The sequence below is a fragment of the Leucobacter sp. OH1287 genome, from assembly GCF_003859945.1.
Lineage (GTDB): Bacteria > Actinomycetota > Actinomycetes > Actinomycetales > Microbacteriaceae > Canibacter.
Window position 1 is genome coordinate 99,634 of record NZ_RQYM01000006.1, and the last position, 18,184, is coordinate 117,817.

17 protein-coding genes are annotated in these 18,184 nt (G+C 59.2%); 7 read left to right on the forward strand and 10 right to left on the reverse strand.

The window, feature by feature from the left end:
- Positions 1-59: 59 nt before the first annotated feature.
- From EII30_RS04785 to EII30_RS04805, 5 genes are all read left to right on the forward strand, one after another.
- On the forward strand, positions 60-2,579 hold the full coding sequence (locus EII30_RS04785) for a DUF6049 family protein (RefSeq protein ID WP_124886184.1): 2,520 nt from the start codon (positions 60-62) through the stop codon (positions 2,577-2,579).
- 67 nt (positions 2,580-2,646) lie between these two features.
- On the forward strand, positions 2,647-3,573 hold the full coding sequence (trxB, locus tag EII30_RS04790; RefSeq protein ID WP_124886185.1) for a thioredoxin-disulfide reductase: 927 nt from the start codon (positions 2,647-2,649) through the stop codon (positions 3,571-3,573).
- Complete coding sequence (trxA, locus tag EII30_RS04795; protein ID WP_255409817.1) at positions 3,566-3,943, forward strand: thioredoxin; 378 nt, start codon at positions 3,566-3,568, stop codon at positions 3,941-3,943. The genes trxB and trxA overlap by 8 nt, the downstream gene beginning before the upstream one ends.
- 422 nt (positions 3,944-4,365) lie before the next feature.
- Positions 4,366-5,091 (forward strand): ATP-binding protein, encoded by a 726-nt coding sequence (locus tag EII30_RS04800; RefSeq protein ID WP_124886187.1) that lies wholly within the window; start codon positions 4,366-4,368, stop codon positions 5,089-5,091.
- Positions 5,066-5,266 (forward strand): ArsR family transcriptional regulator, encoded by a 201-nt coding sequence (locus EII30_RS04805; RefSeq protein ID WP_158608660.1) that lies wholly within the window; start codon positions 5,066-5,068, stop codon positions 5,264-5,266. Before EII30_RS04800 ends, EII30_RS04805 begins: the two co-directional genes overlap by 26 nt.
- 86 nt (positions 5,267-5,352) lie before the next feature.
- Here the strand turns inward: EII30_RS04805 and nrdF are convergent, their stop codons facing one another.
- From nrdF to nrdI, 3 genes are all read right to left on the reverse strand, one after another.
- Positions 5,353-6,375, reverse strand: coding sequence for a class 1b ribonucleoside-diphosphate reductase subunit beta (gene nrdF, locus EII30_RS04810; protein WP_124886189.1), 1,023 nt, complete (start codon positions 6,373-6,375; stop codon positions 5,353-5,355).
- A gap of 143 nt (positions 6,376-6,518) precedes the next feature.
- Positions 6,519-8,681 (reverse strand): class 1b ribonucleoside-diphosphate reductase subunit alpha, encoded by a 2,163-nt coding sequence (nrdE, locus tag EII30_RS04815; protein ID WP_124886190.1) that lies wholly within the window; start codon positions 8,679-8,681, stop codon positions 6,519-6,521.
- 148 nt (positions 8,682-8,829) lie between these two features.
- A complete protein-coding gene (nrdI, locus tag EII30_RS04820; protein ID WP_370266983.1) occupies positions 8,830-9,267 on the reverse strand; it encodes a class Ib ribonucleoside-diphosphate reductase assembly flavoprotein NrdI in 438 nt (145 codons plus the stop codon).
- Positions 9,268-9,617: 350 nt separating this feature from the next.
- Here nrdI and EII30_RS04825 point away from each other — a divergent pair, with 350 nt between their 5' ends.
- Positions 9,618-11,543 (forward strand): phosphoenolpyruvate carboxykinase (GTP), encoded by a 1,926-nt coding sequence (locus tag EII30_RS04825; protein WP_124886192.1) that lies wholly within the window; start codon positions 9,618-9,620, stop codon positions 11,541-11,543.
- On the opposite strand, the gene EII30_RS04830 is transcribed toward EII30_RS04825, so the two are convergent.
- Together EII30_RS04830 and EII30_RS04835 are read right to left on the reverse strand one after the other, a co-directional pair.
- Positions 11,540-12,007: a thiol-disulfide oxidoreductase DCC family protein gene (locus EII30_RS04830; RefSeq protein WP_158608661.1), complete on the reverse strand. Its 468-nt coding sequence runs from the start codon at positions 12,005-12,007 to the stop codon at positions 11,540-11,542. The two genes, EII30_RS04825 and EII30_RS04830, sit on opposite strands and share 4 nt — an antisense overlap.
- The gene (locus EII30_RS04835; protein WP_124886194.1) at positions 12,004-12,894 is read right to left on the reverse strand and encodes a hypothetical protein; all 891 of its coding nucleotides are present in this window, start codon (positions 12,892-12,894) and stop codon (positions 12,004-12,006) included. The genes EII30_RS04830 and EII30_RS04835 overlap by 4 nt, the downstream gene beginning before the upstream one ends.
- Positions 12,895-13,131: 237 nt before the next feature.
- Between EII30_RS04835 and EII30_RS04840 the strand changes: the two genes are divergently transcribed.
- The gene (locus EII30_RS04840) at positions 13,132-13,437 is read left to right on the forward strand and encodes a GNAT family N-acetyltransferase (protein WP_124886195.1); all 306 of its coding nucleotides are present in this window, start codon (positions 13,132-13,134) and stop codon (positions 13,435-13,437) included.
- A gap of 462 nt (positions 13,438-13,899) precedes the next feature.
- Here EII30_RS04840 and EII30_RS04845 read toward each other — a convergent pair whose 3' ends face one another.
- The 5 genes from EII30_RS04845 to istA form a co-directional block, all read right to left on the reverse strand.
- On the reverse strand, positions 13,900-14,325 hold the full coding sequence (locus EII30_RS04845) for a hypothetical protein (RefSeq protein WP_199731572.1): 426 nt from the start codon (positions 14,323-14,325) through the stop codon (positions 13,900-13,902).
- Positions 14,322-14,807, reverse strand: a complete 486-nt coding sequence (locus EII30_RS04850) for a MarR family winged helix-turn-helix transcriptional regulator (RefSeq protein ID WP_124886196.1) — start codon at positions 14,805-14,807, stop codon at positions 14,322-14,324. The genes EII30_RS04845 and EII30_RS04850 overlap by 4 nt, the downstream gene beginning before the upstream one ends.
- A 117-nt stretch (positions 14,808-14,924) precedes the next feature.
- Positions 14,925-15,080: a hypothetical protein gene (locus EII30_RS08895; RefSeq protein ID WP_158608662.1), complete on the reverse strand. Its 156-nt coding sequence runs from the start codon at positions 15,078-15,080 to the stop codon at positions 14,925-14,927.
- Between the two features lie 208 nt (positions 15,081-15,288).
- Positions 15,289-16,038 (reverse strand): IS21-like element helper ATPase IstB, encoded by a 750-nt coding sequence (gene istB, locus EII30_RS04855; protein WP_233569286.1) that lies wholly within the window; start codon positions 16,036-16,038, stop codon positions 15,289-15,291.
- Positions 16,031-17,500, reverse strand: a complete 1,470-nt coding sequence (gene istA / locus EII30_RS04860; RefSeq protein WP_124886197.1) for an IS21 family transposase — start codon at positions 17,498-17,500, stop codon at positions 16,031-16,033. The genes istB and istA overlap by 8 nt, the downstream gene beginning before the upstream one ends.
- Positions 17,501-18,184 lie beyond the last annotated feature (684 nt).

An 18,184-nucleotide genomic window follows, 5' to 3' on the forward strand; every position in this document is an offset into this window, starting at 1 on the left:
TTACAGCGCAATTGCCCGCAACAATACAAATTACAGCTACGCCGCCTAAAATAGGAGAGATGATTCCACTCGTGCGCGCCCTTGGCACCATCACCGCAGCGCTGCTCAGCTTGCAGACGCTGGCCCCCGGCCTTGCGGTGCTGGGCGGTGACGCACACCCTGCCGCGAGCGAGCAAAGCCGGGCTTTTGTTACCGGGGTCACAGCCGCGAGCGGGTCGAATCACACCGGCAAAACAACCGGTCCTGCCTCGTTTGTCGAGGACGCTGGGCCGGCGGTGACGCTTCGCGTTGCGCCCGAAACCCCGCTCGTTACCAGCGCCGATGCGCCGGTGAGCTTCACCGTGCGGGTGACTAACGAGGGTGAGCGGGCGACGGATCCGCAAACCCTCACCCTGGAGATGGAGACCTCAAGACTCACCGCCGCAACACTCGAAACCCCGTTTGGGGAAAACAGTTCGGCGAGTGTGTCAACCAAGTCGCTTGCGCGGACGCGGATTCCGGCGATCGGCCCGGAGGAGACTCACGAGGCGAAGCTGACGGTTAACGCCGCGACGCTCAACCCCGGGATTGTGACGGTCGGGCCGGTTCCCGCGGACGGCGCCTATCGGGTGCGGGCGATGCTAGGTGCCCGGGATAGCGCAGCCGGCGAGGCAGCGGATAGCAGCACAGCGGGCGATGCAGCGGCGACCCGTGGCGGTGAGGCTACGAGCGGCGACGCGGCTGCGGGTAGCGACGCGGCCGGGGGTAGCGACGCGGCGAGCGCGAGCGGCAACAAAGCGGCTAGCACAGACGCTGCTGCGGGCAGTGACGCGGCGACGGCGAGCGACATCACCAGCATTGTTTGGCAGACGGGAGCGGCAGCGGGCACACCGGTTGCCTCCTCCGCAACTACCCTCGATGATGGCACCGTGGCTCACATCAACCCCGTGCAGCTCGCCGTGATTGTGCCGATTACACTGCCGTCCGAGATTACGCAGCTGCCGACGGCCGCTGAACTTGGCGATATTACCGCGTCGGGAGGCCCGCTCGACCGGCTGTTGTCCGCGGCGGAGCAGACACACGCAACCCTCGCGATTGATCCGCGCCTGATTGTCGCGATCCGCGGCCACGGCGAAAACGCCCCCGACAGCGCGACAGAGCTGCTGCAGCGTCTCGAATCGACCACGCTGCCAAGCTTTCTGCTGCAGTTTAACGACGCAGACCTAAGCACTCAGGCGGCGCTCGGTTACACGATCCCGCTGCAGCCGCTCGGCTTTACCGAACTAACCTCGTCAGGCGTTTTTGCCTCAGCCCCGCCAAGCGATGCGGAGCTTGTTTCGTGGACTGAAACCGCCGGCAAGATAGCATGGCCGGCCGCCGGTGCCCTCACCCCCGAGACCGTGAAACTCGCAGGTAACGCCGGTCACACCAAAATTATTAGCGACAGCAGCGCTGTCATCGCAGCCGACGGACCGCGCGGCACCCTGACCGTTGACGACGCACCGTTTGAGGTGCTCGTCGCCAACAGCGTCATCGCTGAAGCGGCGGCTAAGCTCAGTTCCGCGTCGACAACTCTGGACGCGCAGTCTGGCGCGGCAGAGCTCGCAACGCTGCTCGCGGTTGCCGGTGGCACGGCGGTGGGTGGATCCGCCAGCTCCCTGATAACGCTGGATCGCGCCACTCTCGCCAATGTCTCAAACCCGGAGGCGGTTTTGCAGACGCTGACCAGTCTCGACTGGGCGCAGTTCGTCACAACCGATCAGCTACTGCCGGGCACGGTCAGCCTCGCCGACGGCGGTGCTGTGACCAGCGGCGACGGCGCGGCGGGCGACGGTGAGGGCGGATCCACCCGCGACGCCGAAGAAACTGACTGGCGCAGCGACCGCCTCACGCAGCTGCAGGAGGTGTTTGCGAAAACGCCGGAGATTAACACCCGCGCCGGTGTGCTTGAACAGCCGGAGCTGTTGAACGCCGCCTGGCAGCTGGAGCAGTTGCAGCTGCTGAACGCGGGAGCGGCGGTGAGCGAGTCCGCCCATGAGGAGGCGCTTGCGCACACAAACGACTGGCTGCAGCAGATGCTGCACGGGATTAAACTGGTGAGCGCCGACCGGACGCAGCTGATCGGTACTAGCTCGCAGATTCCGTTGCAGATTAAAAACAGTATGCCGTATCGGGCGACGGTGAAGATTCATTTAGCGCTCGGGTCGAGTGCGCTGCTGCCCGCGCAAACAGATTTTGAGACGGTTTCGCTGCAGCCGAGCGGCACAACCACCGTGCTCGTGCCGGTGCAAAGCCGGATCGCCTCCGGCACCGCCAATATTGTGATCGACATCACCGACACGAGCGGCGAAATCCCGATCACAACGAAAACCCTGACCATTTTGATAACCAGTTTTGTGGAGAGCGTCAGCATTATTGTTGTGTCCGCCGCGGCGGTGCTGTTTATCGGGTTCGGGATCGTGCGAAGTGCCAGGCGCAAGAAACTGCTCGGTGCGCATGCCCAGGGTGGCGGTGACGCAGGCGGCTCGGACGGCGCTGGCGGCAGCGCCGACGACAGCCAGGGCAGCGACCAGAACAGCGGCAGCACCGACGACAGTTAAGCTAGCAGCGCAGTGGAATAAAACACACAGACGCGGTGTTTAGAATAGTAACCAAATGAGGAGAACCATGCATCACGTAGCAATTATTGGCTCGGGCCCCGCCGCTCTAACCGCGGCTATCTATACTGCGCGCGCCGGCCTAAAACCGGTGCTTTTTGCCAGCTCAGTCACCCCCGGCGGTGAGCTGATGAACACAACCGAGGTTGAGAACTTCCCCGGTTTCCCGGAGGGCATCCAGGGCCCGGATCTGATGGCGAAGATTCAGGAACAGGCTGAGAAGTTCGGCACCGAGGTGCGTTACGAGGATGTCGAAGAGCTGCGCCTTGACGGCGACGAGAAGGTTATTGTCACCGCCGACGGCACCGAGCACTCGGCTCACGCGATTATTTTCGCAACTGGATCCGCCTACCGTAAGCTCGGCATCGCAGACGAGGACCGTCTCTCCGGTCACGGTGTTTCCTGGTGTGCAACCTGTGACGGTTTCTTCTTCCGCGACAAGGTTATCGCGGTTGTTGGTGGCGGCGACTCGGCGATGGAGGAGGCAACCTTCCTCACCCGCTTCGCCAGCAAGGTGTATGTGATCCACCGCCGCGATTCGCTGCGTGCCTCAAAGATTATGCAGCAGCGTGCGCTTGATAACGAGAAGATCGAGTTCGTGTGGAACAGTGAGGTTAGCGCCCTGCACGGCGATGACGCGCTGACCGGCGTAACCCTCACCGACACGGTGACCGGCGACACCAGGCAGCTCGACCTTGACGGCCTGTTTATCGCGATCGGTAATGACCCACGCACACACCTCGTGCACGACAAGCTTGAGCTGACCTCCGGGGGCACAATCGCCGTTGACGGCCGCAGCTCCCGCACCAGCGTCGCCGGTGTTTTTGCTGCCGGCGATGTGATCGACCCGACCTACCGTCAGGCTATCACCGCGGCTGCGAGCGGCACCGTTGCAGCGCTTGACGCCGAACACTATCTGGCGGATCTCGCTGGTTAGATTTAACCCCCGTAATCAAGACAAATTTTTGAAAGGACACAATATGTCAAACGTGAAGAATGTTACCGAGGCAGATTTCCAGGCCGAGGTGTTGAACAGCGAAATCCCGGTGCTCGTTGATTTTTGGGCTGCCTGGTGCGGTCCATGCCGCGCGGTTGCACCGATCCTTGACGAGCTGAGCAGTGAACTCGACGGTAAACTGAAGATCGCTAAGCTAAACGTTGACGAGAACCCAAACCTTGCCGGCCAGTACCGCATCACCTCAATCCCAGCGATGAAGGTGTTCAAGGGCGGCGAAGAGGTGCACGAGATCATCGGCGCACTGCCAAAGCCAATCCTGCAGGCACAGCTCGCCCCATTCGTTGGCTAGTTCCGCTGAGGTTTTCGGCGGTTTAATAGCCCAGTGCCCTCGCGCCAAGCGCGAAGTCGGCAGCTTAAGCCGCTGAGTATAATAGCAGCTGTAAGGCGGCGGATCCGCACCTCCCGCGGAACCGCCGCCTTACTCTATCTCGGGGTTGTTCTGAGTGATGCGTAGTGAGCGAAACATTATTCACTTCGAGTTTTGCCTGTTATTACGGGGCTAAACAAAGATTTATGCCACATTTTTTGAGACTCTTATCGCAGCGGATGCAAGTCTAAGCCGTCACTCGATGATGTATCGCCGTCACTCAACATATCACTCGATGGCTTGACACATCACTCTACGCTTCACTCTATGTATTATTACAATCACTCTATGTTTTAGATAGAGATTTTGTAGAGTGATCGTCTGAATCGTGATAGCATTTTCGCGTGTTCCAGGAAGAAGAAGCGTACGACACCGCACCGGTCGCCGAGGCAAGCATCGACGATCTTAACGGGGAGAGTTATCACAGCGCTTTTGAGCGGATCATCCGCCAGGGCTCGAAGATGTTTACCGGCGCCGAAACTGACGCGGAACGACTCCACAAACTGCGCGTTTTAACCCGGTCAGGAGAGGTTACGCTGGCGGGTTATCTCACCTACTGCAACTACCCGCAGGAGCTGTTTCCAAAACTGGAGATCGATGTTGCGGTCTACCCGGGGACGCAAAAGTCAGACAGCTCCAAAATCAGGTTTGTAGATCGTAAGGTGTGTGACGGCGCGATCCCCGTGATGGTGCAGGACGCGGTGATAAAGGCGCTACAAAACCTGAAAACCACAACGCTTGTGAAGGGGGTCGCAGCTGAGGACGTGCCCGAAATCCCCGAAACTGTGCTGCGTGAGGCAATCACCAACGCGGTTATGCACCGCGACTACAGTCCAGCACGCCAAAACGAAGCCGTTAATGTTGAAATATATGCGGATCGCGTTGTGGTCACCAATCCAGGATCGCTGCTGCAGAATCAAACAGTTGAAAACCTGACCACCGACGCTAAGAGTGTTCTCCGAAACCCCTGCCGCGGAACTCGCGACCGAGAAAGCCGCTGCCCAAAAAGCCGCCGGAACACAGCTCACCGGTGCGCAACTAGCAGTGCTCAGCGAGCTCTCCGCTACTGAGCACCGGAACATTCACGACCTGGCAGAGCGGACCGCTAAATCCCCCGCAGCGCTGCGCCCACACCTGCAGCGACTCGTCAAGCTCGGTCTTATCGAGGCAAGCGCACAGGCAACCAGCAAGAACCGCGACTACCTGCTGACCCCGGCCGGGCAGGTCGCGCTGGGGCGCGGCTAAAAACACCGCACCCCGCGAGAGCACCCGGGCCAGCGAGATCCACACACCCACACAAACGACCCAGGCACCCACGCCAGCGGGATCCGCTAAAAATCCCAGTCGGTGTCGGCTGTGTCCTCAGCCTTGCCGATGACGTAGGAGGAACCGGATCCGCTAAAGAAATCGTGGTTTTCGTCAGCACCGGGTGCGAGTGCCGCGAGAATCTCCGGGTTAACCTCGGTCTCCTCGGGGGTGAAGCGGGCCGCGTAGCCGAGATTCATCAGCGCCTTGTTGGCATTGTAACGCACAAACACCGCGACATCGTCCATCAGGCCGAGCGGCTCATACAGCTCGCCCGAGTAGTCGAGCTCCAGTTTGTACAGTTCCTCCAGCAACTCGTATGTGAACTCCTCGGTTGCGCGCCGCACCGCCTCGCTTTTATCGTCGAGGCCGCGCTGCATTTTGTAACCGGAATAGTAGCCGTGCACCGCCTTGTCGCGCAGAATCAAGCGGATCATATCGGCCGTGTTGGTCAGGGTTGCGTGCACCGAAAAATGCAGCGGCAGATAGAATCCGGCATAGAGCAGCAGCGACGAGAGCAGGGTTGAGGCGATTTTGCGGCGCAGCGGATCCTCCCCGTAATAGTGTTCAAGCACCATCTTGCAACGGGTTTGCAGGAGGTCGTTTGCGACCGCCCACTGGTAGGCGGAATCGATCTCGGGTGTGCTCGCGAGCGTCGAAAACACTGACGAGTAGGAGCGCGCGTGCACCGACTGCATAAACGCGATATTCGTGTAAACCGCCTCCTCGTGTTCGGTGCGGGCGTCCTGAATCTGGCTGATCTCCCCAACCGTCGCCTGCACGGTGTCGAGCATAGTCAAGCCCGTGAAAACCCGCATCGTCAGCTGTCGCTCCTCCGCGGTTAGCGAGTTCCAGGCGCCGATATCGTTTGACAGCGGCACCTTCTCTGGCAGCCAAAAGTTCGCGGTCAGGCGGTTCCACACCTCCAGGTCTTTATCATCCTGCACCCGATTCCAGTTGATTGGGCGCAGTCGGGCGAGCGGATCCCGTCGGTAACCGGGCGGGGTCAGGGCGGGCTGGTCGAGCGGGGCGTGCTGTGGCTGAGTCATGGTTGTGTTCTTTCGTTATAGGTTAAGCGGTTGGTTAAGGGGTGCTGGCCGGGCTGGCGGCGCGGTTTCCCCGGGTTGCCCGGCTGCGGCGGGCCCGGGGCCGGCGCGGCGGGGAGCGGCGGGGTGCGGATCCGCCCCACAAGCTAGAGCTCGCAGGATACGCACCCGGCAATCTCGGTGCCGGTTAGTGCCTGCTGACGCAGCCGCACATAGTAGATGGTTTTGATGCCCTTGCGCCAGGCGTAGATTTGGGCGCGGTTAATGTCGCGGGTGGTTGCTGTGTCTCTAAAGAACAGCGTCAGCGACAGCCCCTGATCGACGTGCGGGGTTGCGGCCGCGTAGGTGTCGATGATTTTCTCAGGGCCGATCTCGTAGGCGTCCTCGAAATACTCCAGGTTGTCCTCCGCGAGGTGCGGCGCCGGGTAGTAGACCCTCCCGAGTTTCCCCTCTTTGCGGATCTCGATTTTCGCCGTGATCGGTAGTAACGACGCGGTTGCGTGGTTGATGTAGGAGATGGATCCGGTTGGCGCGACCGCCTGCAGGTAGGCGTTGTAGAGGCCGTGCTGCTTAACACTCTCGGCGAGCGCACGCCAGTCATCGACGGTGGGCAGCGTGATCTGCGCCCCCGCAAACAGCTCTGCCACGCGCGGCAGCTCAGGCAGCCACGACCGGCTTAGATACTGCGCAAAATATGAGCCGTCGGCGTAGCGCGATTCGCTAAAACCGTCGAAGGTTTTGCCGCGTTCGATGGCGAGCTCGTTTGAGGCCTGCAGCGCATGATAATTGACGAGCATGAAATAGCAGCTGACAAACTCGAGCGCCTCGGGGCTGCCGTAGCGGATCCGCTGCGACGCTAAATAGCCGTGCAGGTTCATCTGCCCCAGTCCGATTGCGTGGCTGGCGTTGTTACCCTCCTGCACAGACGGCACCGCGGCGATCGCGGTTTGTTCTGAGACGCTGGTGAGGGCGCGGATCGCGGTTGTCACCGTCGCCGCAAAGTCGCTGCTCGCCATTGCCTCCGCGATGTTTAGGGATCCGAGGTTGCAGGAGATATCGTGCCCGGTCACCAGGTATTCTCCCGCTGGCCCGTAGAGTGACGGGGTGTTGCTCTGCAGGATCTCGCTGCACAGGTTTGACATGTTGACGCGCCCGGCGATCGGGTTGGCACGGTTGACGGTGTCCTCGAACACAATATAGGGGTAGCCGGACTCGAACTGCAGCTCGGCTAGGGTGCGGAAGAAATCTCGCGCGCTGATCTGGGTTTTGCTGATGCGCGGGTTGGCGAGCAACTCGTCATACATGTCGGTGATTGAAATATCCGACATCGGAACCCCGTATTCCTGCTGAATATCGTAGGGGCTGAACAGGTGCATCGGCTGGTTTTCTTTTGCGAGCTGGAAGGTGACGTCCGGGATCACAACCCCGAGCGACAGTGTTTTGATGCGGATTTTCTCATCCGCGTTCTCCCGTTTCGTGTCGAGGAACCGCAGAATATCGGGGTGGTGTGCGTTCAGGTAGACCGCACCGGCACCCTGCCTGGCACCGAGCTGGTTGGCGTAGGAGAAGGCGTCCTCCAGGATTTTCATCACCGGGACAACCCCGGCGGCCTGGTTGTGGATCCGCTTAATCGGCGCCCCCATCTCGCGCAGGTTGGTGAGCAGCAGCGCCACCCCACCGCCCCGTTTTGAGAGCTGCAGCGACGAGTTGACCGCGCGGCCAACCGACTCCATATTGTCTTCGAGCCGCAGCAGGAAGCAGGACACGAGCTCGCCACGCTGCGCCTTACCGGCGTTTAAGAAGGTCGGCGTTGCCGGCTGGAACCGCCCGGTCAGCATCTCCTCGGTCAGCTGTTTCGCCAGTTTCGTGTCGCCGTTACCGAGCAGCAGCGCGGTTGCGATCACCCGGTCTGTGTAGTCTTCGAGGTAGCAGGATCCGTCAAAGCTCTTCAGCGCGTAGGCGTTGAAGAACTTGAACGCGCCGAGGAAGGTGCTAAACCCGTGGTCGATGCGGGCGGCATCGTGGTAGAGTTCGGCAATAAACTCGCTGCTGTAGCGGCCGAAACACCCCGCGTCATAGTAGTGGTTGTCGATCAGCCACTCAAGCCGGGTTGCAAGGTCGGGGAAGGTTTTGGTTTTCGGCGCAATCTCCTGCTGCAGGTACGCGCGCAGCGCCTCCTGATCTTTTTCGAGCTGCAGCCCGCCGGATTCGCTGAGCAGATTAAGCTGTGCGTTCAGCGCGGTAAACTCGCTGCGCTTGCCGATTCCGCCAGCTCGCGGCGGCGCGGCGGGAGTTAACACTTCAGACATGATTCTCCTGTGGTTGATTTAGGGTGGTTGGTTTGGGGTGGTTGGTTGTTGGTTACGGTGAGAGGCTGTTTGTCGCGGTGAGTGTTTGCGGGTTTTCGTGGGTTTTCGTGGGTGGATCGCGCGGGCGGGGCAGGATCCGCCGCATCTGCTACGGTGCTTGCTGCCAGAACCTGGCGAGCCCCTCACGCACCTGTGTGACGTCTCGTTGTGTGCCTAACAGCTCGAAGCGGAACAGCTCCGGCACCCGGCACTTGCGCGAAATAATTGGCCCGGCGAGGCAGAAATGCTCGCCAAAGTTGGTGTTGCCCGCGGTTATGACGCCGCGAATCAGCGAGCGGTTTTGTGGATCGTTGAGGAACTGGATCACCTGCTTCGGCACAGCGCCCGCTGCCTCTCCGCCGCCGTAGGTTGGCACGATCAGCACATAGGGGCGAGTGACGCGGATCATGCCCTCCCGGTGTGGGCGCAGCGGGATCCGCACCGCCGGAATGTCGAGTTTCTCGACGAAGCGTCTAGTGTTTTCGGAGACGCTAGAGAAATAAACGAGCTGCGGGCAGTCGGCCGGGGCGATCTCGCGGATCGGGATCTCGCGTGCTGTGCGGGAACGCGGTCTGGGGGCGGGTTGCGGACCAGCAGCGGTTGCAGTGTGGCTGGCGGCTGCGCGGGCTTCGGGGTGTGCTTCGGCTCGGACGGGGGCGGTTTGTGTTGACATGATTCTCCTGTCAAAGGCGCCGAACCACTATATATAGTGCCTCGGCGGCAAAAAAGTAGCATAAATAGTATTAGCAGCTAATCTGCGCGACATCACTACGACACGCCTAAACTTGTATCTTCGGTTTACCGAACAATAGAATTGTTTTACGATCGCGCGACACCGCTCAGGCCTGAATCCGACAGGCTCGTTAAGCACCCGGCGCCGCAGACAGGAGCAAACAGATGCACCAGACAGCAACCCAGCCCGTTCACCCGGAGAAGCCGGAGCAACCTGCGCAGTCGCAACAGCACGAGCAGCCGCTGCAGCCGGAGCAGACCGCCGCGGTTTTACGCGCCGCCGGCATCTCCAATCCTGCGATCCACGAGTTCGTCGCCGACTGGGCCGCTCTCACTACGCCCGCCGCTCTGACCGTGGTTTCAGCCGCTGACGGGGATAAACTCACCGCGGGGGCGCTGCAGAGCGGCAGGCTGTTGCCGGTTAGCGGCGGCAGGTTTTACGCAACCAGTCACCCGCGCGACACCGCCCGATCTGAGTCCCGCACCGTTGTCGCCAGCAGCGACCCCGCCGATCACGGCGTCTACAACAACTGGCGCGACGCTAAAACCGTGGTCGCCGCCCAGCGCGAGCAGATGGCGGGCGCACTCGCGGGCAAAACCATGTATGTTGTGCCGTATCTGATGGCGGTTCCGCACATGCCCCTCGCCCGCTACGCTGCCGGGGTGCAGCTAACCGACGACATCACGGTTGTTTTGCACCTGCTGCGCATGGCACGGGTGGGTGCCGAATATTTGGCGGATCTTGCGGATCCATCATTCTTCGTGCGCGGCGTGCACGTCACCGGCGAGCTGGACGAGCTCGAACAGGGCACCCCAAACGATCGCCGCCTGTTTGCAACTGTTGCCGATCAGCGGCTGATTCTGCACTTCGGTTCGGCATACGGTGGCAATGCGCTGCTCGGCAAGATCGCGCACGCGCTCCGCCAGGCAAGCTACGACGGCTGGCAGAGCGGCGAGTTTTTGGCCGAACAGTTTATGCTGCTCGGCATCATCGACAACGAAACCGGCAAACGCTACCATGTCTGCGGCGGCTTCCCGAGCGCGTCCGGCAAAACGAATCTGTCGATGACACTGGCGCCCGAGGGTCTCGGCGACCGCTACCGTGTCGAGTTTTACGGCGACGATATCGCCTGGATGTGGATCGGTGACGACGGCCGCATCTACGCCAGCAACCCAGAAAACGGGGTTTTCGGTGTCGCCAAGGACACGAACGAGACCACGAACCCGAGCGCGATGGCGGCGATGGCTGCCGGATCAGGCGCGATCTTCACGAACGTCGCCTACAATCCACTCACCGAGGAGGTGTGGTGGGAGGGTAAAACCCCTAAGCCACCCGCCGATGTTACCGGCTGGCGTGACTGGCAGGGCAAGCTGATTAGCGACCGCGATGCTGCGCAGCTGGCGGATCCGTGGGCCCACCCAAACAGCCGCTTCGCCACCGCCCTCACCCAGGTCCCGAACCTCGCCGGGGACGCGGCCGACCCGGCGGGCGTGCCAATCGACGCGATTATTTTCGGCGGCAGAACCCGAGACCGTGAGCCGCTGATTCGCGCAATCACCGATCTCGCGGAGGGTGTCTACGACGGTTTCACCCTCGGAGCGGAGGCAACCTTCGCCGCGGAGGGGCTCGACGGCCAGCTGCGCTATGACCCCATGTCGATGCGGCCGTTCATGTCCTACCCGGAGGGCGACTACCTGGAGCACTGGCTGCGTGTGCTCTCGCGGGCAAGCAAGCCACCGATTTTCGCGCACGTCAACTGGTTCCAGCGTGAACCGGAGACCGGGCGTTTCCTCTGGCCCGGTTACCGCGACAACCTGCGCGCGCTGCTTTGGTTGATCGACCTACAACACGGCAGGGCCGTCGGCCGTAAAACCCCGGCCGGCATTGTGCCCCTGCCGGAGGAACTGAATCTCACCGGCATGGACATCTCGGCTCCTGACCTGGCCCAGTTGCTCACCGTCGACGCGACCCGTTGGCTCACCGAGATGGAGCACCGCGAGGAACACCTCACCCAGTTTGCGGGCCTCCCGGAGGAGATCACGGCGGTGCATGAGCGGATCCGCGACGCCTTCCAGGCCGAGGCGGGTTAGAGCCTGCAGCTGGCGGATCCGCCCGGCAGCCGATGCCGCACTCTCGCCACCAGGTTGTAACCAATCTCGGCGAGCGCCCTGATGCCGGGGAGTTGCAGGATTCGCCCGGCCACTCGCCACGGCCTGCTCTCGCAGCCGGTGAGCAGCAGCGCGATCGCGGCGGCTCCGCTCGCGCGGGTGATTCCGGGGCGGCCGGGGGTGCGGCGGATAGCCCACACTCGCTCGTTCGCAAGTTCGGGGGTGAGCAGGTATTCGCTGAGGTCCAGCGCCTGCCATGACACGACTTCGAGTCCCGGTATCTGCTCTAGTTCCGGCACGATCTCTGAACGGTGTGCCTCTTTCGCTCGTGGCACACCCCAGCGGAACACTAGCCAGGTGACGCAGCGGCGACAGAATCCGCAATCGCCGTCATAGATTAACAGCGTCTGCTGCTCATCCACTGCGGTGAAAAGTGGACTGGTCACCACTGCCCCCCGATTTCATTGTAGACTCGCGTCCACTGTTCATTATCGGCCGGGCAGATGTGCTGGGTGCCGGCGAGCGTGAATGACATCATGTTTTGGATCGCCTGGTTCCGCTGTGACGAATCCACCCCCTGAAGCGCTAATTCGATGAGCGGTGAAGTGTTTGCGAAGGACCGCATCTCGTCCGCGTCAACATCGTGTTTCAGCAGAATCGCCGCCTCGCAGGCGTCAAGCGCGATGCTCAGCACAAACATCTGGTCGAACTCGCTCAGCCCCTGGCCGGTCTGCTGGATAATTCGCGCCTCAACCTCCGCCATCAGCGCCTGCTGTTGTGGTGTGACCGGGGTAACCTTTTCGGCGTTGAGCAGCTGCTGTGCCTCATGGTAGCTGCGCAGCTCGTCAATCACCTGCGCAATCTCCTGCGGTGTGCCGTCAATCTGCACGCCACCAAAATCATTGAACCCTTTCGGTGGGGTAACCGTCGTACCGTCACCCTTGTCAGTTTTGGTGCCCAGCTCAACCTCTTTCTTGCCGTTCTTCTTGGCGGATCCGCCATCACCGCCATCCTCCAGCTTCGGCGCCGCAGTGGTTTGCTCCCCCGCGGACGAGACCGCGCGCACAATCGAGCTGACGCCGAAAACCGAACCGACGAACAAGCTGAGCGCTAAAATCCCGCCGCCGATCATCGCGGCAATCGCAACGCCCGGCAGTTTTGGCTTCGGAGAGGCTGGCTGCTGGGGCGCGCCCTCGCCGTAGAACTGCGGCGCTGCCACATCAGGCTGCTGCGGCTGCTGAGGTGCGGCGTACGGCGCACCCTGTGGCGCGACCTGCGGGTATTGCTGTGAGGAGTTCTCCGGGGCTGGCTGGGGGGTGTTTGGCTGGTTCATGACACAGATCCTTCTGCTTGAAACTAACAAGCCCGACAGTTCCGGGCGGTTATGCACTAGCTTACTCCGCGCTAGATTCCCGCGTATAGTTTTCCACAGGTTTATTTCAGCGGTTGCTCCGGCGCCCCGACCGCGCTAGGCGCCGCACCCGCCGGATCCACCCGCCGCCCGCTGCCGTAGCCCGCCGCCGCCCGCTGCCGCTTCACAAACCCCGCCCGCGTACAATAGACTGCTGATATGCGTTACACAGATATTGCGGCCGCAAAAGCCGCCGGTTTTGATTTCGTGCACGAGCCAGAGCAGTCCAGGTTCGCCCTGCACTCCCTCGACGGCGTTCAGGGCGTCGCCGAGTACACTGTCCGCGGTGATGTTATCGACTTCGATCACACCGAGGTGGATCCGTCACTCCGCGGCACCGGCATCGCTGAACTGCTCGGCGACTACGCGCTGCGCAGCGACTTCGCGAACCAGTACACTCTCGCTGCAAGCTGCCGGTTCATTGTCGGGCTCGCCGAAAAAACCGGTATCGAGCTCAAACAGTAGCCGTTTAACATAGCGTAAGGTTTAAGTGTACCTGTTAGGCTGTGGCGCTTAATATGCGCCGCAACCTAACAGCGGAATTCGTGTGCGTAGCGGCAAGGAGGTGCAATGATGGAGGATCCTAACGTTGAGAACTTCGTTGCTGGGCAGGGATTCAGTCGTTCGGAAACTCCGGACAACTGCCGCTGACGGCAAACGTTACTCGGTTGCGCACTATAGATTTTTTGTTGGACACTCGACATTTTCAGTCGATTGTGTGGTCTACAGACCGAAGTGCCCGCTTCACGATGCGAGCGGTAGCAGCATTATCGTTTTCGGCAACCCACCTCTTGCACAGTGCTATAGCCCAGTCGGGGCGTGTCTTCGAGGCGTCGTTGATCCAGTTGGCGACCGAGTCCTGCACATACTGTGATGGATCCGCACGGAGCGGATGCAGGATTGGCTCTCCGCATTCCGGTTGCTGTTTTAGTGCGGGAATGTGCGCAGCCCAGACACCACGCGGCCGGCAAAGTGCTCATCGTCGGCGAACCGTCGCAGTCGGCTGAGCAAACTGGCAGGGCCCGTTGTGGATCGCGCTGCGTGGAGGAAGCAAATCCACCCGCGTACCGTGTCAGAGGTGTGATCGGCCAGGCGCTCGACCTCGGCCGCGTTGAGGTGGTCCGCTAGGGCAGAGCCGATGCGTGTCATGCGCTTCAGGATCCCGAGCTGCTGTGCATCGGCTACGATTGAGCGCAGTTCCTCGTCCGCATCAGGAATTGCCGCCGCTAGCAGGGCTTTGTGGTCGATAGCGAGGGCTTCAGCAAGCGTGCGTGCTGGTGTGGTGCCCGCGTTGAGTGCGTCCAGATGGGCAGTGTCGATGTCGGCGCGGCTGCTCGCCCCGCGTTCACTCATCTCACTACCTCAGCGACCAGATTCTGCTGCATCGCAGCTAATACTGAGGCTGCTCTGTTCCGCTTATCGGAGTTGATTCCAGCCCCGAGTTGGTTAAGCCAGCGGGCATAGACCGGCACGAGTTCCCCGATCAGTTCTTCACCATCATTCGTGGTCGTGAGTGTGTGCGTGCGTCGATCGGTTGCGTGCGGCTGGCGCTCGATCAGCCCGTCACGTTCAAGACGATCCAGCAAGCCGGTAACGGTCGCGGAAGTCACTTCGAGCCGGTCAGCCAGCGTGCGGGGAGTGATCCCGGGCTCGGCAGAAACCGCTAGGAGCGCAGCGAGCCGCCCCTCTGACAGATCATGCCTGGCGAGCAGTTCCGTGCAGGCCATATCGATCCGCCGCGCCGTTGTCAGGACAATCATCACCAACCGCGCAGCCTCATCGTCCCCAAGCCGCGACAGTAGCAGCTCTTGTTTAATACCAACCGCATTATTCATTAGCCACCATATTACTAGCCGCCTAGTGATATGGCAACCCTAGACCAGGCTTCGCACCGGGTGCTCATCCAGAGCTTCGCGAGCTAGCTTTAGTGAGCATGTCCTTGGTCTGACCCCTCATCCTCGGTCAATAGCGTAACTAGCCGACAGCCGCAAAGCAGCTCCGTCTTCATCGCTAGCTAACCACTCGATCTGCAGGATTGCGTACCTCGCCTCAACGTCAGGATCGTTAGCCTCGTTAATTTCAAAGAGGATCGCACCGTCTGCCTGCACTAGATTACATGGCCGGCCGGCAGGCGGTTCACATTCCCAGGCACGCTGCTGCTCAACATTCGGCAGACCCGAATCAGTAAGCGAATCGGTGACTCGAAGATGGAGTGTGTTACCGCATTTTAAAGTGAGCCAAAACCGCACTTAAAAGTGAGCCAAAACCGCAGTCATTTTTGAACCAAAACCGCAGTTACCCCGTCTATCTAATATCTTATTTCATTGTCGCGTGCAGCACCCTGTAACTGGTGCCCTCGAACCTGAGAATTCTGCCGTGGTGAACTGTCCGGTCAATAATCGCGGCAGCCATGTTCGCATCACCAAACACACTCGCCCAGCGAGAGAACTCCAGATTCGATGTATAGATCACTGACTGCTTTTCGTAAGCATTAGCGATCACCTGATAGATAAGCCTTGCTCCTTCCGTGTCAATCGGGATATACCCGAGCTCGTCAATAATCAACAAGTCAGCTTTCGCTATCATTGTTAACACCTTATCCAGCCTGCCTTCCTCGCATGCTTGATGTAGAACCCCGATCAACGACGCTGCTGTGTAGTAGCGGACTGCTAAACCGTTTTGGCAAGCCAAAAACCCAAGCGCTGTCGCCAAATGTGTTTTACCCGTTCCAACATCACCATAAAGCACAAGATCCTCGTGGTGGGCGATGAACGCTAAAGATTCCATCTCAGCACGCCCCCAATCAACCGGCCAGTTAATCGTTGAGTAATCAAACCCATCAAGAGTTTTAACCGCGGGGAATTTCGCTTGTTTAATAAGTCGCTGCTGTCTGGAGAGTCTGCGAGATTTTTCCTCTTCTTCCAGCAGCCGGTAAAGAAACCTGCGTTGGCTGGCGTTAGCATCCTCAACGACCTCGCATATCACCTGTTTCGTGAAAGTAAGGGTTGCTGCTTTGTCCATAATGTCTGAAATTGACGGTGTGGGCAGGATAGTTCCTCTAGGCATTATTAGCTCCGTTCTGTCTAGCTAACCGGTCATAGACAGTGAAATCAATCACCGGTTGCGGCCTCTCAGCTTTAGGCTGTCGAGCGCGCCGTAATGTGATGTTAAGGCTTGGTTCGTCTAGCTTCCTGCCGCTGGTAACAACCTCGGCAGCAGCGGTTATAGTTTCTTTGAACCCGTAATCATAGGACAGCTCTTTAACTAGCAGCAATAACTCCCGCTTGTCTGGCAGTGACTGCTTATCAATATAGGTGTTAAGCGTTGCCGGGATGAACTTCCGAATGGGTGACTGGGAAAAAGACACCGGCTTTAAGGTAAGAGATTCCAGCAGCATCACCGGATCTAAAACAGTTTCACTGCTCTTTGCCCATACCCGTTTGGTTTCTATGATGCGACGCATCTGCAGATCACAAACCTCGATGCTGTTAGCTCTTAATCCTACTTGCACGTTCTGCCCCTGTAAGTGGCTGCCTACAAAATAGCGGGTGCCTTTAACCTGAATATTACCGACCTTGTCAACCAGCCGTGTCATCCAGGTGCAAGCATCAAACCCAATCCCGGGGAGGGGTTTGCTCTCTAACTGGTCGATCTTAAACAGATCCCCGATCCTCTCGTCTTTTCGATAGTGTCTAAGATCAAGCAACTGGTCACATTTTTTCAGTAACTGTTTAGACAGCCCTTCCAACGTTTCTGCTGCTGGTATGGGTACAAGCATGTTCCTGCGTAAGTATCCGACCGCGTTTTCCACGCTACCTTTCTCGTTCCCGCTGGCTGGGTTGGTGAATGTAGCTTCTATCCCGTAATGGGTAAGGAAACTGGAGAACAGTTCTGTAAGGTGGCGTTTGTTGCCAGGGGTGATTCGAACGAGTGCTGGAGCGTTATCAAACACCATAACTCGCGGCACAAACCCCACATGTTCCATTATCTGGCGAAGCCCCCAACAGAAACACTCCACGCTCTGGCCAGGCAGGGCGATACAGTATCTAGCGTTTGAAAAGGGGAATGTTACAGCCAATATGTGAATGGCTACAGTGTTACCTGCGATAACCGCTTGCGCCTCACCAAAATCGACTTGCATTGTTGCTGGTTGCCAGGCAAGCTCTGTATATCCCTCTCCGGGTTTAGCCTGATTTTCCCTGTATTTACGCAACCATCGTTGAACAGCGTCTACTGACCCTTCAAACCCGTGCTCGTCAATAAGCCGCTGCCAGATACGTACACCGGTGTGTCTTTGTTTACGTGGCGCGGTCTCGTCTTGTTTAAGCCAGTGGAGTATCACCTCACTATAGGGGTCTACCCTTGACCTGGATGATGTTGGCCGGGGTTTAACCGAGAAATCCTGCCGGTCAACATACTTAGTGACGGTGTTACGTGAGAGCCCGTAATCAGTCGCTATTGCTCTTAGGGATTTACCCGCTTCATATTCTCGTCTGATAACGTTTTGAATTGACACTGGTATCGTCATGCCTTTCCTTCCTAATCACATTGGCAATCAGGAATTTACTAGGTGATGACGGGCCAGTGTCTCACTTTCCAGCGTTCTTTAAGAGGACGTTAAAAAGTGAGCCACTGGGTGGCTCACTTTTACTGCGGTTTTGGCTCAATTCTAGATGCGGTTACACAATGGAGTGTCACCGGCATGTTTGTTGTCGCAATGCGGACAGGCTCGCCCCGCCGTACTCTCACCCAGTTGAGGGCACTCGGGGGCTCGAGAGATGACTGACCCCAGTCTGAATAAACCAGGTCAAGTTGCACTCCACCAATGCTTACCTCAGGTGGCGCAGGAAATGCATCAAGCGTCGGAAACTCAGAGATCTGATACTCGACGGTTGCATCATGTTCTGCTGACACGCGACCTCCTTCAGTCATTGATGTAGTGGAGTAGCCAAAGAGGCTCACCATGAGCATATAGAACAAAACGTGGATATAGAAGCCCCTCCGACGCCTGCATTCGCACCTTGAAGAAGTTCTAGTCACGCAAGAAAAAGAAGGCCCCGTTCATTTATGCGTTACTTCACAAGCAAGAGGCCAGACCGGGGATCTATTAGTATCCAATGTATTGAGGGGGCCCGTTTTTAGGTCCAGGCGTTATTAGAGTTTTTCAACCCGCCACCTGCTGTTGAGCAAACTCTCTCGGAGTGAGATAACC